This window comes from Actinomyces radicidentis, from assembly GCF_001553565.1.
Taxonomy (GTDB): domain Bacteria; phylum Actinomycetota; class Actinomycetes; order Actinomycetales; family Actinomycetaceae; genus Actinomyces; species Actinomyces radicidentis.
Window position 1 is genome coordinate 2,402,095 of record NZ_CP014228.1, and the last position, 17,718, is coordinate 2,419,812.

General features: G+C 74.5%; 11 protein-coding genes and 1 pseudogene. 8 read left to right on the plus strand and 4 right to left on the minus strand.

From position 1 onward, the window contains the following. Positions 1-69: 69 nt before the first annotated feature. From AXF14_RS10255 to AXF14_RS10290, 8 genes are all read left to right on the plus strand, one after another. Positions 70-432, plus strand: coding sequence for a DUF6457 domain-containing protein (locus AXF14_RS10255; protein ID WP_067943002.1), 363 nt, complete (start codon positions 70-72; stop codon positions 430-432). Continuing rightward, positions 429-1,277 carry a formate dehydrogenase accessory sulfurtransferase FdhD gene (gene fdhD / locus AXF14_RS10260; protein ID WP_067943003.1) on the plus strand — a complete coding sequence of 283 codons (849 nt, stop codon included), beginning with the start codon at positions 429-431 and terminating at the stop codon, positions 1,275-1,277. Before AXF14_RS10255 ends, fdhD begins: the two co-directional genes overlap by 4 nt. A 413-nt stretch (positions 1,278-1,690) precedes the next feature. After that, entirely contained in the window at positions 1,691-3,343 is a 1,653-nt protein-coding gene (locus AXF14_RS10265; RefSeq protein ID WP_067943004.1) for an ABC-F family ATP-binding cassette domain-containing protein, read from the plus strand. Between the two features lie 137 nt (positions 3,344-3,480). Continuing rightward, on the plus strand, positions 3,481-4,653 hold the full coding sequence (locus AXF14_RS10270) for an SLAC1 family transporter (protein WP_067943005.1): 1,173 nt from the start codon (positions 3,481-3,483) through the stop codon (positions 4,651-4,653). Positions 4,654-4,706: 53 nt separating this feature from the next. Continuing rightward, a complete protein-coding gene (locus AXF14_RS10275) occupies positions 4,707-5,522 on the plus strand; it encodes an MBL fold metallo-hydrolase (RefSeq protein ID WP_067943006.1) in 816 nt (271 codons plus the stop codon). Positions 5,523-5,576: 54 nt separating this feature from the next. Next, entirely contained in the window at positions 5,577-6,980 is a 1,404-nt protein-coding gene (gene hisS / locus AXF14_RS10280; RefSeq protein ID WP_067943007.1) for a histidine--tRNA ligase, read from the plus strand. Positions 6,981-7,144: 164 nt separating this feature from the next. Continuing rightward, positions 7,145-8,764 (plus strand): dynamin family protein, encoded by a 1,620-nt coding sequence (locus AXF14_RS10285; RefSeq protein ID WP_417861977.1) that lies wholly within the window; start codon positions 7,145-7,147, stop codon positions 8,762-8,764. Beyond that, complete coding sequence (locus AXF14_RS10290; RefSeq protein WP_067943010.1) at positions 8,761-10,551, plus strand: GTPase family protein; 1,791 nt, start codon at positions 8,761-8,763, stop codon at positions 10,549-10,551. The genes AXF14_RS10285 and AXF14_RS10290 overlap by 4 nt, the downstream gene beginning before the upstream one ends. Before the next feature lie 181 nt (positions 10,552-10,732). Here the strand turns inward: AXF14_RS10290 and AXF14_RS10295 are convergent, their stop codons facing one another. From AXF14_RS10295 to AXF14_RS14535, 4 genes and pseudogenes are all read right to left on the minus strand, one after another. After that, positions 10,733-12,358: a cation:proton antiporter family protein gene (locus AXF14_RS10295; protein ID WP_067943012.1), complete on the minus strand. Its 1,626-nt coding sequence runs from the start codon at positions 12,356-12,358 to the stop codon at positions 10,733-10,735. Positions 12,359-12,430: 72 nt separating this feature from the next. Further along, positions 12,431-14,113, minus strand: coding sequence for a cation:proton antiporter family protein (locus AXF14_RS10300; protein ID WP_084355512.1), 1,683 nt, complete (start codon positions 14,111-14,113; stop codon positions 12,431-12,433). A gap of 282 nt (positions 14,114-14,395) precedes the next feature. Next, positions 14,396-17,023: a DEAD/DEAH box helicase gene (locus AXF14_RS10305; protein ID WP_067943013.1), complete on the minus strand. Its 2,628-nt coding sequence runs from the start codon at positions 17,021-17,023 to the stop codon at positions 14,396-14,398. A 391-nt stretch (positions 17,024-17,414) separates the two neighbouring features. Continuing rightward, positions 17,415-17,717, minus strand: a pseudogene (locus AXF14_RS14535) (integrase core domain-containing protein); the annotation flags it as partial. Position 17,718 lies beyond the last annotated feature (1 nt).

The window sequence follows — 17,718 nt, forward strand, 5'->3', positions numbered from 1 at the left end:
TCCGCCACGGCTGGAGCCACCGCACCACGCACCACTATGACCGCCCCGGCCGGGGCACCGAGGAGAACCATGCAGAAGCACGTCGACGACCCTGAGACCACGCGCCGCACGCAGGCCTTCGCCGACCTCCTGTGCGCCGAGCTCGGGATCGACCGCGCGCTCGCCGAGGCCGTCACCTCCCCGGTCCTCGCCACGGTCGGGCAGGTCGCGCACGGCTCCGCGCGTCCCGCCGGCGCCCTGTCCGCGTTCCTCGCGGGCGTCGCCCTCGGACGCGAGGCGGGCTCCTCCGGGCAGGACGCTCCGAGCGAGGAGCAGGTCCGCGCCACGCTCACCCGCGTGCGCGAGACCGTCCGCCGCTTCGAGGAGCAGGAGGCCGGTGCCGGTGACGCCGGTGCTGCTGATCCGAACGAGCCGGGGGAGCCGCGCGCATGAGCCGCATCACCGCGCGTCGCCGCATCACCGCCGTCGACGCCTCCCACCCCGGCGGCGTCGGCCGCGTCGACACCGTCGCGATGGAGGAGCCCCTCGAGATCCGCCTCGGCGGGGCGCCCTACACCGTCACGATGCGCACCCCCGGCCACGACGTCGAGCTCGCCCAGGGACTGCTGGGCGCCGAGGGCATCATCACCCGCCTCGAGGACGTCGCCACCGCGCGCTACTGCGCGGGCTCCGTCATGGACGACGAGACCGGCCAGCCCGCCAACACCTACAACGTCCTCGACATCCGGCTCGCGCCCGGGGTCATCGTCCCCGAGGGGCGCGTGCGCCGCGCGGTCACCTCCTCGGCCTGCGGCGTGTGCGGCACCGAGTCCATCGACCTCCTGCGGACCCAGGCCCGCTTCGACATCGCCGCCGACGACGTGCGCGTGCGCGCCGAGACCCTGCTCGCCATGCCCGACGCCCTGCGCGAGGCCCAGAAGGTCTTCTCCTCCACCGGCGGCCTGCACGGCGTCGCCCTGTTCACCGCCGAGGGCGAGATGCTCGTGGCCCGAGAGGACGTCGGCCGGCACAACGCCACCGACAAGGTCATCGGCTGGGCCATGCAGCACGGCCGCTACCCGGCCTCCGGCAGCGTCCTGTTCGTCTCCGGGCGCACGAGCTTCGAGCTCGCGCAGAAGGCCGCCATGGCCGGCGTCCCCGTCCTCGCCGGCATCAGCGCGCCCTCGAGCCTGGCCGTCGACGTCGCCGAGGAGCTCGGCATCACGCTGGCCGGCTTCGTGCGGGGCGACCGCATGAACCTCTACACCCACCCCGAGCGCATCGTCCTGGAGGGCTGAGCCCTCTCGACCGCCTGACGGCGCCGGACGTGGTGGCGCGGTGCGCCTCGCCGACGCGGATCGACGGTCACTGCACACGAGAGATGATTGCCGTTCCGGTAACTCGGCAGGATGCGGCGGAAAATCCGTGTGACTCCTGAGGCGTTGAGCCCCTCCTGCGTGCATGAGCCCGGGCGCCGCACACGGGAGGGGAGGCTCAACCCACGAGCACCACTGGCACCACTGCAGGGAACGGCGCGATCTCGCCGTTCGGCCGCCCAGCCGCGTGCGGAGGGACGCGCGTCGCGTGTGCTACGTTGCCCCGCGTGATCGCCTGAGAACCAGCTCGGTACGACGCCTCCTGCGCGCCGCCCGCACCGAGCGCCATCAGCCCCGTGCCCACCCACCCGCACCGCAGCGACGAGGAGCCCTCCGTGCCCGCGATCACCCTCACCGACCTCACCTTCTCCTACACCGTCGAGCCGCTCCTCGACCACGTCTCCTTCTCCGTCGTCGACGGCGAGCGCGCCTGCCTCGTCGGCCCCAACGGCTGCGGCAAGACGACGCTCCTGCGGCTCGTCACCGGCGACCTGCTCCCCGACTCGGGCACAGCCGTCGTCACCGGGGTCGACGGGGGAGCGGCCGGACTGCGCCGAGCACCCGACGTCCTCGCCATGACCGGCACGGTCGGCGACTACCTCGACGCCGCCACTGCCGAGGTGCGCGCCCTCACCGCCCGCTTCGAAGAGGTCACCGCGGCCCTCGCCGACGCCCCGGACGCCGCCGACGAGCGTCGCCTCACCCGCGAGTACGACGAGCTCCTCGCCGCCATGGAGGCCGCCGACGTCTGGAGCCTCGACTCCCGCGTCCAGGAGACCCTCGCAGGCCTCGGCCTCGCGGCGATCACGGGGGAGGAGGGCCGTTCCCGCGACCTCGCCACCCTCTCGCCGGGACAGCGCGGTCGCCTCGAGCTGGCCGCCACGCTCCTCGCCTCACCGTCGGTCCTCGTCCTGGACGAGCCCACCAACCACCTCGACGATGACGCCGCCCGCTACCTCGCCGGGCTCCTGCGCGACTTCACGGGCCCTGTGCTGCTGGCCAGCCACGACCGCGCCTTCCTCGACGAGGTCGCCACCGTCCTGCTCGACCTCGACACCGCACCGTGGCAGGCGCTCCTCACCGCGGAGGGCGGTGGCCCCCTGCCCGGGGTGCAGCGCTGCGCCGGCGCCTACACGGACTACCTCGCCCAGAAGGCGGCCGCCCGCGCCGAGCACGCCCGGCTCCACGCCGCCCAGCAGGAGGAGAAGCGCTCGATCCGCACCCACCGCCGATCGGCCGAGGACATCGCCGCCGGCGGAGTGCGCCTGCGCGAGGCGACCAACAAGGAGAAGAAGTTCTTCGCCGACCGCGCCTCCAAGACCATGACCCGCCGGACCCACAACGACGACCGGCGCATGGAGGCCCTCACCTCCCGCGAGGTCCGCAAGCCCCGCGAGTACCTCCTGCGCATGGACCTGCCGGGCGTCGGAGCGCCCTCGGGCGTCGCCGTGGCCGCCCGTGCCGCCGCCGTGCCCGGCCGGCTCGCGCCGGTGACCCTCGACCTTCGCGCCGGGGAGCACCTCCTCCTCACTGGCCCGAACGGCGCCGGCAAGTCCACCCTCCTCACCTGGATCGCCGGCGGCGAGGCACCGACCGAGGACTCGACCGGCACCCTCGACGTGGGCGGCCGCCTCGCCGTCGTCCCCCAGCGGCTCCCGCGGACCGGTGACCCCGGACTGGATCCCGAGGCCTGGGAGAACGGGATCGGCGAGACCGGAACGGGCGTCCTGCACCCCTCCTTCTGGAACCGGTGCGTCGGGGAGCTCTCCGCCGGTAACCAGCGCCGCGTCCAGCTCGCCCTCGCCGTCGCCGCCGCCCCGGAGGTCCTCGTCGTCGACGAGCCCACCAACTACCTCGACCTCGACTCCGTCGAGTCCCTCGAGTCGGCCCTCGCGGCGTGGGACGGGACGCTCCTCGTCGCGAGCCATGACCGCTGGCTCCTCGAGCACTGGACGGGGCAGCGCCTCGAGCTCGAGCCCGCGTGCTGAGGCCAGGACGCCCCGGAGCGCCCCGCGGCCGACGCCACGATCGCAGGCACCCGGAGGAAAGCCGGCGCCCCTCCCCGTCGCAGGCCCCGCAGCCGCCCGACGGATGCACCTGCGGGCCTCGGTGGGAGAATGACGCCGTGTCACGCGAGATCCCGGAAGCCCCGCTCATCTCGAACGGTCCAGCCAGGTCCTCTCCGCGGCGCCTCGGTCTCCTCGTCAGCCCCGACCCGCTCGAGGTCCCGCGACGCCAGCCGCTCCCACCGCCCGGACCCGTCTGGTTCCCCTCCGTCATGGGTACCGGCATCCTCGCCACGACGCTGCACCTGTCCGCCGACGTCATCGGCGGCGCCCTGCGGGCGCCCGTGGCGGCGCTCGCGCTCGCGGACCTCGCCGTCGCGTGGGCCCTGCTCCTCGTCCTCACCCTCGGCTACGCGGCCCGCGTCATCCGGGACCCGGGCGTCCTCCGAGCCGAGATCGACTCGCCGTTCTGGGGACCGGTCGCCATGGGCCTCATGAGCGTCGGCTCGGCGACCGCCACCGTGCTGCCGGCCCACTGGCCCGCGCTCGCGGGCGCGTCCTGGGCGGTTGACACGGTCTTCTGGGTGCTCGGCACGCTCCTGGGACTCGCCGCGGAGGTCCGGCACGTCCACCGGGTCCGGGAGGGCACCGAGCCCGTGCCGAGCTTCGTGTCCTGCCTCGCCGTGCTCGCGCCCATGGTCTCCTCGACCGTCGGCGCCGGTGTCGTCCCGCACCTGGCGCACGCCGTCGGGGGAGCGGTCCTGGTCATCTCCTTCCTGTGCTGGGTGGTCTCGCTCGTCATGGGCTGGCGGATCTTCCTCGCCGCCTACCCGCGCACCCTGCGGCTCGCACCGCTGCCGCTGGGGCTGTCGGCCTCGGCGATCATCCCGCTCGGCATCGTCGGCCAGTCCGTCGCCGGGATCGTCGCCATCGCGACCCAGGCCGCCGCCTACGTGAGCGCACCGACGGCGCGGACGCTCCTCGTGGCCGCCCACGGCTGGGGCTGGGTCATGCTCGCGCTCGGGCTGCCCATGATCGTGTGGGGCCTGCTCGTCCTCGCCCGCGGGCTGCGACGCCGCATGCCGTACTCGCCCGGGTGGTTCGCCGCCACCTTCCCCGTGGGGACGATGGCGCTCGGCGGCATCATGCTCGGGCGCTCCGTCGACGTCGCCGCCGTCTCCTGGCTGGGCGTCGCCGCCTGCGCCCTCCTCCTCGGCACCGTCGTCCTCGGGCTCAGCGGCGCCGTCGTCCACCTCGTGGGGGACGCCCGGGCGGGGCGCACCGTCCGCTGAGCCGGTCCGCCCGACGGCGCTGCTCCGAGCTGCCCGGGCGGTAGCCTCGAGCCATGATCCTCGAGCGCACGATCGCCCCCGTCTTCGCCGCCAACTGCTACGTCCTCGCCGCCGGCCCGGGCGGCCCGGCCCTCGTCGTGGACCCCGGAGCCGGTTCCGTCCGCGGCGCGCTCGCCCTCCTGCGCTCCAACCGGCTCGCCCTGGGCGCCGTCCTCCTCACCCACGGTCACGCCGACCACGTGTGGGACACCGCCGCCCTCATCGACGCCGCGCGCGAGGGGGGGATCGCCGTCGGCGGAGAGGTCCCCGTCTACGTCCCGGAGCCGGACCGCTACCGCCTCGACGACCCGGACGCGACGACCGGCATCCGCTCCGAGGGCATGACCTTCGCGGACCTCGCCGGCACGCCGTGGACCTGCCCGTCCGGCATCCACATCTTCCCGGGGGAGGGCTTCTCGCGCGCTGTCGAGCTCGTCCCGGGGATCGCCGTGCAGGCCGTGCCCGCGCCGGGTCACTCGGAGGGCTCGACGATCTTCTTCCTCAACGCGAGCCTCGCGGACAACGACCTGCTGCGCGAGGCCGAGGTGCCGGCCCTCGTCGAGGCCGACCCCTCCGAGGCGGACGAGCCGCACGACTACCTCATCGGGATCGACGGCGACGTCATCTTCAAGGGCAGCGTGGGGCGCACCGATCTGCCCGGAGGCGACCAGGTCCAGATGTGGGGCACCCTGCGCCTCCTCGCCTCCGCGATCAGCCCGGAGACGGTCCTCCTGCCCGGGCACGGCGCCTCGACGACGATGCAGCACGAGCACCGCGGGAACCCCTACCTCGCCGAGGCCAAGGTCCGCGGCGGCGAGCTGCGAGCGTGAGCGAGCGGCGGGGCGGGCGGCCCCGGAAGGAGCGCTACCCGCGGGCGTGACAGAATGGCGCCCATGGCAGCAGCACAGGCCCGTCAGGCCCAGTCGTCCCTCTCCGGCTTCCCCGAGTGGCTCCCCGCCGCCCGGATGATCGAGCAGTCCTTCATCGACACGCTGCGCCATACCTTCGAGCTCCACGGCTTCTCCGGGATCGAGACCCGCGCGGTCGAGCCCCTGTCGCAGCTCACCAAGAAGGGCGAGACCTCCAAGGAGGTCTACCTCCTCTCGCGCCTCCAGGCCGACCCCGACGAGAAGGCCGAGGACCCCTCCAAGCAGCTGGGCCTCCACTTCGACCTCACCGTGCCCTTCACCCGCTACGTCGTCGACAACGCCGGCGTCCTGCACTTCCCCTTCAAGCGCTACCAGATCCAGAAGGTCTGGCGCGGCGAGCGCCCGCAGGAGGGCCGCTTCCGCGAGTTCTACCAGGTGGACATCGACGTCGTCGGCGACGGCGCCCTGCCACTCCACTACGACGTCGAGACGCCCCTCATCATGCACGAGGCGCTCTCCGCCCTGCCCATCCCGGCGATCACCATCCACGTCTCCAACCGCAAGGTCGCCCAGGGCTTCTACCAGTCCGTCGGCATCGCGGACGACCAGCTCATCGAGGTCCTCCGCGTCGTCGACAAGATCGACAAGATCGGCCCCGAGGCCGTCGCCGCCGAGCTCGTCGAGACCGTCGGCGCCACGCAGGCCCAGGCCGAGGCCGCCCTCCGCCTCGCCGGCATCTCCGGCGCCGACCCCGAGTCCGTGCGCGCGGCCGTCCTCGCCGCCCTCGACGGCGCCGAGCCCACCGAGCTCCTCACCACGGGCCTCGACGAGCTCACGGACCTCCTCACCACCGCCGAGCGCCGCCGCCCCGGCGCCGTCATCGCCGACCTCAAGATCGCCCGCGGCCTCGACTACTACACGGGCACCGTCTACGAGTCCTTCATGGCGGGCGCCGAGGACCTCGGCTCCGTGTGCTCCGGCGGCCGATACGACAACCTGGCCTCCAACGGCAAGCGCACCTTCCCGGGCGTCGGCATCTCGATCGGCCTGTCGCGACTGCTCTCGCGCGTCATCTCCGACGGCCTCATCGAGGTCTCCCGCGGCGTGCCCACGGCCGTCCTCGTCGCCGTCACCGACGAGGAGCACCGCGCCGCCTCCGACGCCGTCGCCGACGCCCTGCGCGCCCGCGACATCCCCGCCGACGTCGCCCCCACGGCCGCGAAGTTCGGCAAGCAGATCAAGTTCGCCGACAAGCGCGGCATCCCCTTCGTCTGGTTCCCGGGCACCGACGGCGAGCCCGACTCCGTCAAGGACATCCGCTCCGGCGACCAGGTCGAGGCCGTCGCCGCCACCTGGACGCCCGCGGACGCGTCCGACCTCGCGCCGCTCCTCGCGAGCGCCACCGCCGAGCAGGACTGAGACCGTGACCGAGCAGGGGGCGGCCCCCACGGGCGGCGGCGCGCCCGGCCGGCACCCCGGGCTCCGCCACCGGCGCCCTCACCGGGCTGCGCGACGCGCTCGCCGGCCTCGCGCTGCCCTACGCCCTGCCGGGCACGGCGACCGCGCGCAGCCGCGCCGACCTCGTGCGCGACCAGCTCGGCGACTACGTCCTGCCGCGCCTCGCCAGCCTCGAAGCCCCGCTCCTCGCGGTCGTCGGCGGGTCCACGGGCGCCGGCAAGTCGACCCTGGTCTCCTCCCTCGTGAGGCGCCACGTGACCGCCTCCTCGGCGATCCGCCCGACGACGCGCCGCCCGCTGCTCCTCCACGCCCCCGGGGACGGCCCCTGGTTCGAGGGCGACCGCGTCCTCGGCTCGCTGGCCCGCGTGCGGGTCGCGGAGGACGCCGCCCCGACCCCGCCCACGGCCTCCACGCCGCGCGAGCTCGAGGTCCGCACCTGCTCCGCCCTGCCCGAGGGACTCGCTCTCCTGGACGCCCCCGACGTCGACTCCGTCGTCGAGGAGAACCGCGACCTCGCCGCCACCCTCCTGGCCGGCGCGGACCTGTGGGTCTTCGTCACCACCGCCGCCCGCTACGCCGACGCCGTCCCGTGGGCGCTCCTGCGCCAGGCCGCCGAGCGCGACGTCGTCATCGCCGTCGTCCTCGACCGCGTCCCCGAGGGCGCCGGCACCGACGTCGAGAACGACCTGCGCCGCCGGCTCTCCGACGCCGGACTGGCCGACGCACCCGTCTTCTCCGTGCCCGAGACCCGCCTCGACGCCGAGGGCCTCCTCCCCGACGGGGTCGTCGCGCCCCTGCGCACCTGGCTCACCGGGCTCGCGGAGGACGCCGCGGCCCGCGCGGCCGTCGCCCGACGCACCCTCGCCGGCGCCCTCGGAGCCGCCCTCGCCGAGACGACGGCCCTCGCCGGCGAGCTCGACGCCCAGACCACCGAGCACGACGACCTCGCCGGCGCCGCGTCCGCGGCCCACGCCGAGGCCCTCGCCCGCGTCCAGGAGGCCACCGAGGACGGCTCCATGCTCCGCGGCGAGGTCCTCGCCCGCTGGCAGGAGCTCGTCGGCACCGGGGAGCTCCTGCGCGGCCTGGAGAGCCAGGTCGGGCGCCTGCGCGACCGGCTCGGCGCCGCCCTGCGCGGCCGTCCCGCGCCCGCCGCCAAGGTCGAGGAGGCCATCGAGTCCTCGCTGGCCTCCCTCGTCGTCGCCGAGGCGCAGCGCGCGGCGCTGGAGACCGAGCGGGCCTGGCGCCGCGCCGGCACCGCCCCCTACCAGCTCACCGCCGCCCTGGCAGCCCTGCCCTCTGACGCCGAGCTCGCCCAGCGCGCCGCCGCGCTCGTGCGCGACTGGCAGGGCGACGTCCTCGAGATGGTCCGCGCCGAGGGCGGGGACAAGCGCCTCACCGCCCGCGTCCTGTCCCTCGGCGTCAACGGCGTCGGCGTCGCCCTCATGATCATCGTCTTCGCGCACACCGGGGGACTCTCCGGCGGCGAGGTCGGCATCGCCGGCGGCACCGCCGTCATCGCCCAGCGACTCCTCGAGGCCGTCTTCGGCGACCAGGCCATGCGCACCATGGCCCAGCGCGCCCACGACGACCTCATCGACCGCGCCCGCGCCCTCCTCGACGCCGACCGCGCCGCCTTCACCGGCGCCCTCGCCCAGCCCGAGCCCACCGGCGACGAGCTGCGCCGCGACGTCGAGCGCGCCCGCACCGCCGTCGGCGCCCTCCTCGACGGACGGAGCGCCCGATGACGCCCCCGACCATCCGCCGCCGGGACGCCGTCGGCGCCTCCGACGCCGAGCCCACGCGCGCCTTCGACCGTGACACCTCCCGCGCCCAGCGCCGCGGCGCCGCCCGCGACCTCGACCAGACCCTCTGGGACCTCACCCGCGCCGTCGAGCTCGGCGACGGACTCGTCGAGGACGCCGCCCTCGCCCCGGCCCGCACCGTCCTCACGCGCGCCGGCGAGCGCCGCCGCATCGCCCCCGGCGTCACCGTCGTCGCCCTCCTCGGCGCCACCGGCTCCGGCAAGTCCAGCCTCTTCAACGCCCTCACCGGCGCCACCATCGCCCGCACCGCCGTCACCCGTCCCACGACGACGAAGCCGCTGGCGGCCCTGCCCGCCGGCGCCTCCGGGCCCGTGACGGACCGCGTCTCCGACCTGCTTGACTGGCTCGGCGTCGACGAGCGCGTCCAGCTCGAGAACGACACCGGCATGGGCGGAGCGACCGTCCTCCTCGACCTGCCGGACGTCGACTCCGACGAGGTCGCCCACCGCGAGATCGCCACCCGGCTCGCCGGGCTCGTCGACGTCCTCGTGTGGGTCCTCGACCCCGAGAAGTACGCCGACGCCGTCCTCCACCGCGACTTCATCGCCCCCATGGCCGCCCACGCCGAGGTCGCGATCGTCGCCCTCAACCAGGTCGACCGCCTCGACCCCGCCTCACGCGAGGCCGTCACCGCCGACCTCGCCCGGCTCCTCGCCGAGGAGGGCCTCGCGGGCGCCCGCGTCGAGGCCGTCTCCGCCCGCACCGGCGAGGGCGTCCCCGCCCTGCGCGAGCGCATCGGGGTCGTCGCCGCCACCGCCCGCGCCGCCGAGGACCGCCTCGCCGCGGACGTGCGCACCGCCGCCGACGTCCTCTGGCGCGAGCTCGCCCTCGACGAGACCACGAGGGCGCTGCCCGCCGACGTCGAGAGCGCCTGGACCGACCTGCGCGCCGCCGCCGCCCGCGCCGCCGGCGTCGACGCCGTCGCGAGCGCCGTCGCCGGCTCGACCGCGCAGCACGCCTCCCGCTGCGTCGGCTGGGTGCCCGTGCGCTGGGTCGGCCGCTTCCGCAAGGACCCGTTGCGCGCCCTGCACCTCGGCGCCGACGTCGTGCGCGGACGCCTTCCCGAGCCCACCGCCCGCGTCGGCGACACCGCCTCGGGCCGCGGCACCGCGGGCTCGGACCTCCTCGTCGAGCCGGCCGCACGCACCTCGGTCCAGACCGGCGCCGTCGCCGGGGGAGTCCTGCGCTCCGCCGCGCACACGACCGCCGTCCGCATGACCGGGGACCTGCCCGGCCAGGCCGAGGCCGACGTCGTCGCCCGCTCCGACGAGCGCGCCGCGGCGCTCGGGGACGCCCTCGACTCCGCCGTCGCCCGCACGGACCTCGAGCAGAGGCGCGTCCCGGGCTGGTGGCGCGCCGCCAACTGGCTGCAGTGGATCTGCGCCGCCACCGCCCTCGTCGGGGCCGCCTGGCTCCTCGTCGTGCACCTCGTCGCCACCTACGTCCTCATGCGCGAGCCCGACCCGCCCCGGCTCGGCGAGCTGCCCTGGCCCGTGGTCCTCCTCCTCGGCGGTCTGCTCCTCGGAGCGGTCCTCGCCGGGATCGGGACGCTCCTCGCCCGCGTCACGGTGCGGCGCCGGGAGGCGCGGGTGCGCGAGCGCCTGCGCGCGTCCACGGACGCCGTCGTCGACGAGCGGCTCATCGAGCCCCTGCGCGCCGACCTGACGCGCTGGAACGACCTCGCGGAGGCACTCAGCCGCCTACGCTGAGAGACGCGCACCGGACTCGCGCAGCGTCAAGCGGAGGGAGCCGCCATGGACATGGTCATCGCCGGCATCGTCACCGTCATCGTCATTCCCTCGCTCTATCCGACGATCCGGTACCTCCGTCGGCGCCGTGGTGACGCCACGGAGGCATCGCGCTGAGAAGCCGGGAGCCGACGCGAGGCGCTCAGCCGGCCGCGCTGAGCGGCGGGCGGGAGCCCGCGCCGGCCGTGCGGCCGTGGGCTGCCTCGGCCAGCGCCTCGCCGACGCCGTCGTAGAGGTTGACGACGGCGTCGACGCCGCGGGCGTGCATCTGGGCGGCCTCGTCGTTGAAGCGGGCGACCGCCAGCACCTCGCCGGCGAATCCGTGGTGCTCGATCCAGTCCAGGACGGCGAGGTTCGCGCCCGGCTCGGACATGGCGAGCACGGCCGTGCGCACCTCCCCGGAGCCGAGCCGCGCCCAGAAGTCCGTGTCCGTCGCGTCGCCCTCGACGACGTTGAGCCCCAGGCCCGTGAGACGCTCGACCTTGTCCGCGTCGGAGTCGACGCCCATGACAGGGATCGTCTCCGGGCGCTCGGGCTCCAGGTCGGCCAGGAGCCGGCGGTAGGTGGCGCGCCCGACGCGCCCCATCCCGAAGACGACGGCGCGCACGCCGGCGAGGTCGACGGGCGCCTCCGCCGGGTGGAGGGCGTCCTCGCCGTGGTCCGGCAGGGCGTGGGACACCGTTCGGACGAGGCCACTGGCCCGCTTGTTGACGACCGAGGCGACGACGAAGGACAGCGCCACCGCCAGGGACAGCGACTGCAGCCACTCGGGCCCGAGCACGCCCTGCCCCACGCCGACGCCCGCGACGACGAGGGCCAGCTCGGAGTAGGAGGCGACGGCGAGACCGGTGAGCACGGCGCTGCGGTGGCGCAGCCGCATGAGCCACAGGACCCCCGTGTAGGCGGCCGAGCGCAGCGGCAGGAGCACCACGAGGACGAGCGCCATGACGACGGGGCCCGGCCCCGGCAGCCCGGCCGTCCCGATGGAGACGAAGAAGGCGACGAGGAAGAGCTCCTGCACCGGACGGAAGGAGGCGGCGAGCTCGGCGGCCGAGGGGTGCGAGGCGAGCAGGGCCCCGACGACGAGCGCGCCGAGCGTCCCCGGCAGCCCCACCAGCTCGAAGAGCTCGTAGCCCGGCATGAGCGCGAGCGTGATCCCCAGCAGCATGAGCACCTCGCGGTGCTGGACCCGGCGCAGCAGCCAGCCGACGGCGCGGGCCGCCGGGACGAGGAGGAGGAGGGCGAGGGCCCAGGGGCTCGGCGCCTGACCGGAGATGAGGACCAGCAGGACGATGGAGGTGGTGTCCTGGAGGATCGAGGTGCCCACGGCGACGCGCCCGTAGAGGGCGGAGGCGTCGTCGCGGTCCTCGAGGATCTTCATGATGACGATCGTCGAGGAGGAGGCCAGCGCGAAGCCGACGAGCAGTGCGGCGCCCCATCCCGCCGTGGCGCCGACGGCGAGCCCGGCGACGAGGACGACGAGTCCGACGACGAGCGCGGTGATGGCGGTGATCACTGCCATCGTGACGGCGGCAGTGCCGGCGATGACCTTGCGGCCCAGCGTGCGCAGGTCGAGGTCGAGGCCGATGGAGAACAGGAGGAGGGCGGCGCCGAGGTCCCCGACGGTGGACAGCCAGGGCAGGGTCTCGACCCCGGTGGCGCCGAGGACGAAGCCGGCGGTGATGAAGCCGACGAGCGGCGGCAGGTGCAGGAGGGCGGCGAGGAAGCCGAGGAGGACGACGGTGACGAGGTGGAGGGCGAGGCTCATGCGCGGTCTCTCGTGGGGCTCGGGTGGGCGCCGGGCGGCGCGCTCGGGTCGGACGGGGACGGCCGCCGGGGCTCACACGGCCCGGCTCGTCACCGGTTCGGGCTCGGCCTCCGGCCTCGCGGGCGGATCGCCGGCGCCGGCCGCGGGCGCGTCCGCCCGGGACTCGTCCTCGACGGCGCGGGCGGCGTCGAGCGGGCCGAGGGACTCGACGGCCTGCGCGAGGGAGGCACCGACGCCGTCGTAGATGTTGATGACGGCGTCGACGCCGCCCGCGCGCATCTGGGCGGCCTCGTCGTCGTAGTGGGCGATGGCGAGGACCTGTCCCTCGAAGCTCGTGCGGTTGAGCCACTCGAGGACGCGGACGTTGGCGCCGGCCTCCGGCATGGCGAGGACGGCCTTGGTGGCGTGGACGGCGTCGAGGCGTTCCCAGAACTCCTGGTCGGTGGCGTCGGCCTCGAGCACGTTGAACCCGGACTTCTCCAGGGTCTCCACCTTGGAGTCGTCGTTGTCGATGCCGAGGACGCCGCGCTCCCCGTCCGCGTACAGGCGCGAGTAGGTGGCGCGTCCGACGCGCCCCATGCCGAAGATGACGGTGCGGACGCCGGAGAGGTCGAGCGGGCGCTCCTCGGGGTGCAGCCTCGAGGGGTTGCGTCGGGGGATGAGCCCGGTCATCCAGCGCACGAGCGCGGCCGGGTGCCGGTTGACGATGGCGGAGACGACGAAGGACAGCGCGAGCGCCAGAGAGACCGCGGCCGTCCACTCGTGCCCGAGGAAGCCGTGCTCGACGGCCACGGCGACGACGATGAGGGCGAACTCGCTGTAGGCCGTCATCGCCAGGCCGGCGAGCGCCGAGGTGCGGCGCCGCATGCCGAAGACGCGCACGGTGATCGTGTAGACGAGGCCGCGCAGCGGCAGGAGGAGCAGCAGGAAGGCGGCGAGCATGAAGGCGCCGGTCCCGGGGATGCCGTCCAGGCCGATGTTGAGGAAGAAGCCGACGAGGAGGAGCTCCTTGATGGTGAACAGGGCGCCGGAGAGCTCCTTGGCGGCGGGGTGCGAGGCGAGGAGGGCGCCCATGGTGAGGGCGCCGAGGTCGCCGTCGATGCCGACGAGGTCGAAGAGGAGGTAGCCGGGCAGGAGCGCCATCGAGATGCCGAAGATCGTGCGCATCTCGCGGTGGTCGATCCGGTCGAGGACCCAGCCGAGCACCTTGGACGCCGGCCACAGGAGCACGAGGGCGAGTGCCCACGGGCTCGGGACCTCCCCGGAGGTGAGGGTCATGTAGAGAACGGCCGCGATGTCATGGACGACGAGGACGCCGATGGCGATGCGGCCGTAGAGGGAGCTGGTGTCGTCGCGCTCCTCGAGGAGCTTGACGACGACGACCGTCGAGGAGAATGAGAGGGCGAAGCCGAGGATGGCGACGCCGGCGGGGGTGACGGTGTCCACCTGGAGGCCGAGGAAGAGCAGGCCGGCGATGATGACGCTGCCCAGGCCGCTCAGCACGGCCATGGTGATGAGCGCCGTCCCGGTGACCTCCTTGCGCGTGAGGACGCGCAGGTCGAGCTTGAGGCCGATGGTGAAGAGGAGGACGGCGACGCCCAGGTCGCCGAGGACGCCGACGTAGTCGAGGTTGGGGACGGGGGAGGCCCCGAGGACGAATCCTGCGAGGAGGAAGCCGACCAGCGGCGGCAGGCGCAGGACCGTGGCGGTGAACCCGAGGACGACGACGGCGAGCAGGTAGATGGCTGGTACCACGGGTCCCCTTACGTGCCGGGCTCGGCGTTGGGTGTCAGTGCGTTCTAGACTCCGAGAACACGGTGGTCACGGTGGATATTCCCGGATCGGTCGCTTCCGTCGCACGGGTCGTCGACGATGGCGCACGGGCGGCGTGATCGGGCGGGTGCGGGGAAGACGAGGGCCCCGTCCCACGAGGGGACGGGGCCGTGCGTCGCGGTTCTCCCAGAGTGCCGGGGACCGGAGGGTCACGCCGCGCCGACGCCGCTGCGCCGGAAGCGGGTCAGGAGCGCGAGCCGGTGGTCACCAGCGGTCGCCGCGGAAACCGCGGTCGCCACCGCGCCCGCCGTCGCGGCGGTTGCCGCCCCGGTAGCCGCCGCGGTCGTTCCGACGGTCCCCACGGCGGTCGTCGCGGTCACCGCGGAAGCCTCCGCGTCGGTCGTCGCGGTCGAAGCGCTTGCCGCCCCGGTAGCCGCCACGGTCGTCACGGCGCTCGCCACGGCGGTCGTCGCGGTCCCCGCGGTAGCCGCCCCGGCGGTCGTCACGTCGGTCGTCGCGGTCGAAGCGCTTGCCGCCCCGGTAGCCGCCACGGTCGTCACGGCGGTCCCCACGGTCACCGCGGAAGCCTCCGCGTCGGTCGCCGCGGTCGTCGTCGCGGTGCGGGCGGCCGGCGCGACGCTGCGAGAACTCGCTCGGCGCGTTGTCGTCGTTGGGGCCGTCCCAGCCGTGGCCCGGGCCCTCGTCCGGGCGGATGCGCAGCTCGCGGCCGCCGAAGGTCGCGTGACGCATCCGGTCGAGCTGGTCCTCGGTGAGGTCGGTGTGGATCGTGACGAGGGAGAAGGACTGGAGGATGTCGATCTTGCCGATGTCGGAGCCGGCGATACCGCCCTCGTTGGCGAGGGCGCCGACGATCGCGCCGGGCATGACGCGATCCCGGTGCCCGACCTCGACGCGGTACACGGTGCCGGGGCCCTCCGGGCGCGGTCGGCCGCCGCGGGCGGCGCCGGGCTTGCGGTCGCGGTCGTCACGGTCGCGCGAGCGCTCGCCGCGCCCGGGCTCGAAAGCGGCGGAGACGAAGGTTCCCTCGGCGTCGACGTTCTCCTCGCGGCGCACGCGCTGGCGCTTGCCGCCGTCCGCCTCGTCGTCGCGGCGGCGCGGGCCCTCGTCGCCGACGGCGAGGGCGAGGAGCGTCGCGGTGAGGTCCTCAACGCTCAGGCCGAGCTCCTCGCTCCGGGCGGTGACGAGCTCGGTGTACATGCCGAGGCGGCCGCGCTCGTGGCGGGCGGCGGCCTTCTCGAGGAGCCTGCCGGCGCGGTGGCGTGAGACGTCGGCGGGGGAGGGCAGGGTGATCTCCTCGAGGCGGGTGCCGGTGAGGCGCTCGATCTGGCGAAGCTTGCCCTTCTCCTTGGGGGTGAGGAAGGTGACGGCCTCGCCGTGGCGGCCGGCGCGGCCGGTGCGCCCGATGCGGTGGACGTAGGCCTCGGCCTCGCGCGGGACGTCGAAGTTGACGACGAGACCGATGCGGTCGACGTCGAGGCCACGGGCGGCGACGTCGGTGGCGACCAGGACGTCGAGGGTGCCCTGACGGAGGCGCTCGACGAGGCGCTCGCGCTCGCGCTGCGGGACGTCGCCGGAGATGGCGGCGGCCTGGATACCGCGGCCGGACAGCTCGATGGCGACGTCCTCGGCGGTGGACTTGGTGCGCACGAAGACGATGGCGGCCTCGGCGTCGGTGACGGCCAGGACGCGGGAGACGGCGCCGACCTTGTGGCGGAAGGGGACCACCGCGTAGGTCTGGTGGACCGTGTCGACGGTGGAGGACTGGCGGGAGACCTCGACCTGAACCGGGTCGGTCATGTGCTGACGGGCGACACGCTGGATGGCGGCCGGCATGGTCGCGGAGAACAGCGCGGTGCGGCGGTCCTCCGGCAGCGAGGCGGCGATGGTCTCGACGTCCTCGGCGAAGCCCATGCGGAGCATCTCGTCGGCCTCGTCCAGGACGAAGTAGCGGACGCTGCCCAGGCGCAGGGCGCCCTTCTCGATGAGGTCGATGACGCGGCCCGGGGTTCCGACGACGACCTGGGCGCCGCCCTTGAGGGCGCTGATCTGCGGGCCGTAGGGGGAGCCGCCGTAGACCGCGACGACGTCGAGGCCGCGGGAGCGGTGGGCCATGTCGGTGATGGCCTCGGCGCTCTGGAGGGCGAGCTCGCGGGTGGGGGCCAGGACGAGGGCCTGGACCTCGCCGTCGTGGGCGTCGACGGCGTCGAGGAGCGGCAGGCCGAAGGCGGCGGTCTTGCCGGTGCCGGTCTGGGCGACGCCGACGACGTCGCGGCCGAACAGGAGGGTCGGGATGGCCTCGCGCTGGATGTCGGTGGGCGTCGTGAAGCCCATGTCGGTGACGGCCTTGAGGAGGTCGGCGGGCAGGCCGAGGTCGGCGAAGGTGACCTCCTCGGGCTTCTTGGCCGCGGGGGCGCCCTCCTGGTCCTCGGAGTCGTCCTCGTCGTCGCCGTCGAGGAAGGGGGCGCGGCCGTCGACCTCGTCCTCGTCGACCTCGATGCCGTCGTCGGCGTCCTCGTCGTCCTCGTCCTCGGGGTCGGACTCGGGCAGGGCCAGCTCCGCGGCGGTGTCGACGTCGTCCTCCTCGTCCTCGTGGTCGACGTCCTCCGGGTCCTCGGGGGAGTCGGAGGAGGTCGGGGTCGCGAAGGAGGGCGCCGAGGGGGCGGAGGGGGCCGAGGCCGCGGAGTCGGGGGACTGCGAGATGCTGCGGTGCGGGGCGGCGAGCTCCTCGGGGCCGGCGGGCTCGGGCCCGTCCGTCTCGGACCCGGGGGCCTCAGGGCTCTCCGGGGCGGGAGCGCCCATGGCGTCGCTGAAGAGGTCGTCCAGGCCGAGGGGGCGGCCGGTGGGCGCACTGGTGACGTTGTTCGTGCTCATATCGGTGTTCTTCCCGTTCACGTCCCCACCGCGGGGGACTCACGCGGAGTGTGGGGACAGCTCGTTTGGCGGCCCTCTTGCCGCGCCGCACCCACCACACTCGCCCTGCACCGGGGCGTCCTCGCGGACGACGGCGGCTTACGGGCTTCACGCACAGACTCACGGGGTCGCTCCCGGCTCGTGCCGGTGACCCGGCGCCGACGCCGGAGCCCCGAACGGGGTTCACAGCACGGATCGCTCCGGGGTCCACCCTACGGGAGGCGGGTGCGCGGCGGTGCGAGCGTCCTCCTCATCCGCACGAGGTCACACGTGAACCTTGTCTCCTGGGTCTAGCCGCTTGACGAGGAGCATAGGGACTTGACCCGTCCCGGGTGTTGTGGAGGGTGCGTAGTCACGCGGCGGCCGGCTGGCTGCCGCTTTGTCGATCGTAGAGCGCCTCGACGATGGCCGGAGGCATGTCGTCGGGGTTGGCCCGATGCGGTCGCGTCGAGTTGTACCAGGACACCCACTGGGCGGTGGCTTTCTCCACCTCGTCGCGTCCGGGCCAGGTTCGACGCCAGATGACCTCCCGCTTGTAAGACTTGTTCAGCGCCTCAGCAGCGGCGTTGTCGTACGACGATCCGACCTTGTCGGTGGATGCTTCGATCCCCTCGGAGGCGAGCCTCTCGGAATACCGGATCGACAGGTACTGGGCG

Coding starts and splice junctions, on each gene's coding strand:
- AXF14_RS10290 (WP_067943010.1), top strand. CDS start 8,761: ATGACGCCCCCGACCATCCGCCGCCGGGACGCCGTCGGCGCCTCCGAC.
- hisS (WP_067943007.1), top strand. CDS start 5,577: ATGGCGCCCATGGCAGCAGCACAGGCCCGTCAGGCCCAGTCGTCCCTC.
- fdhD (WP_067943003.1), top strand. CDS start 429: ATGAGCCGCATCACCGCGCGTCGCCGCATCACCGCCGTCGACGCCTCC.
- AXF14_RS10305 (WP_067943013.1), bottom strand. CDS start 17,023: ATGAGCACGAACAACGTCACCAGTGCGCCCACCGGCCGCCCCCTCGGC.
- AXF14_RS10295 (WP_067943012.1), bottom strand. CDS start 12,358: ATGAGCCTCGCCCTCCACCTCGTCACCGTCGTCCTCCTCGGCTTCCTC.
- AXF14_RS10255 (WP_067943002.1), top strand. CDS start 70: ATGCAGAAGCACGTCGACGACCCTGAGACCACGCGCCGCACGCAGGCC.
- AXF14_RS10275 (WP_067943006.1), top strand. CDS start 4,707: ATGATCCTCGAGCGCACGATCGCCCCCGTCTTCGCCGCCAACTGCTAC.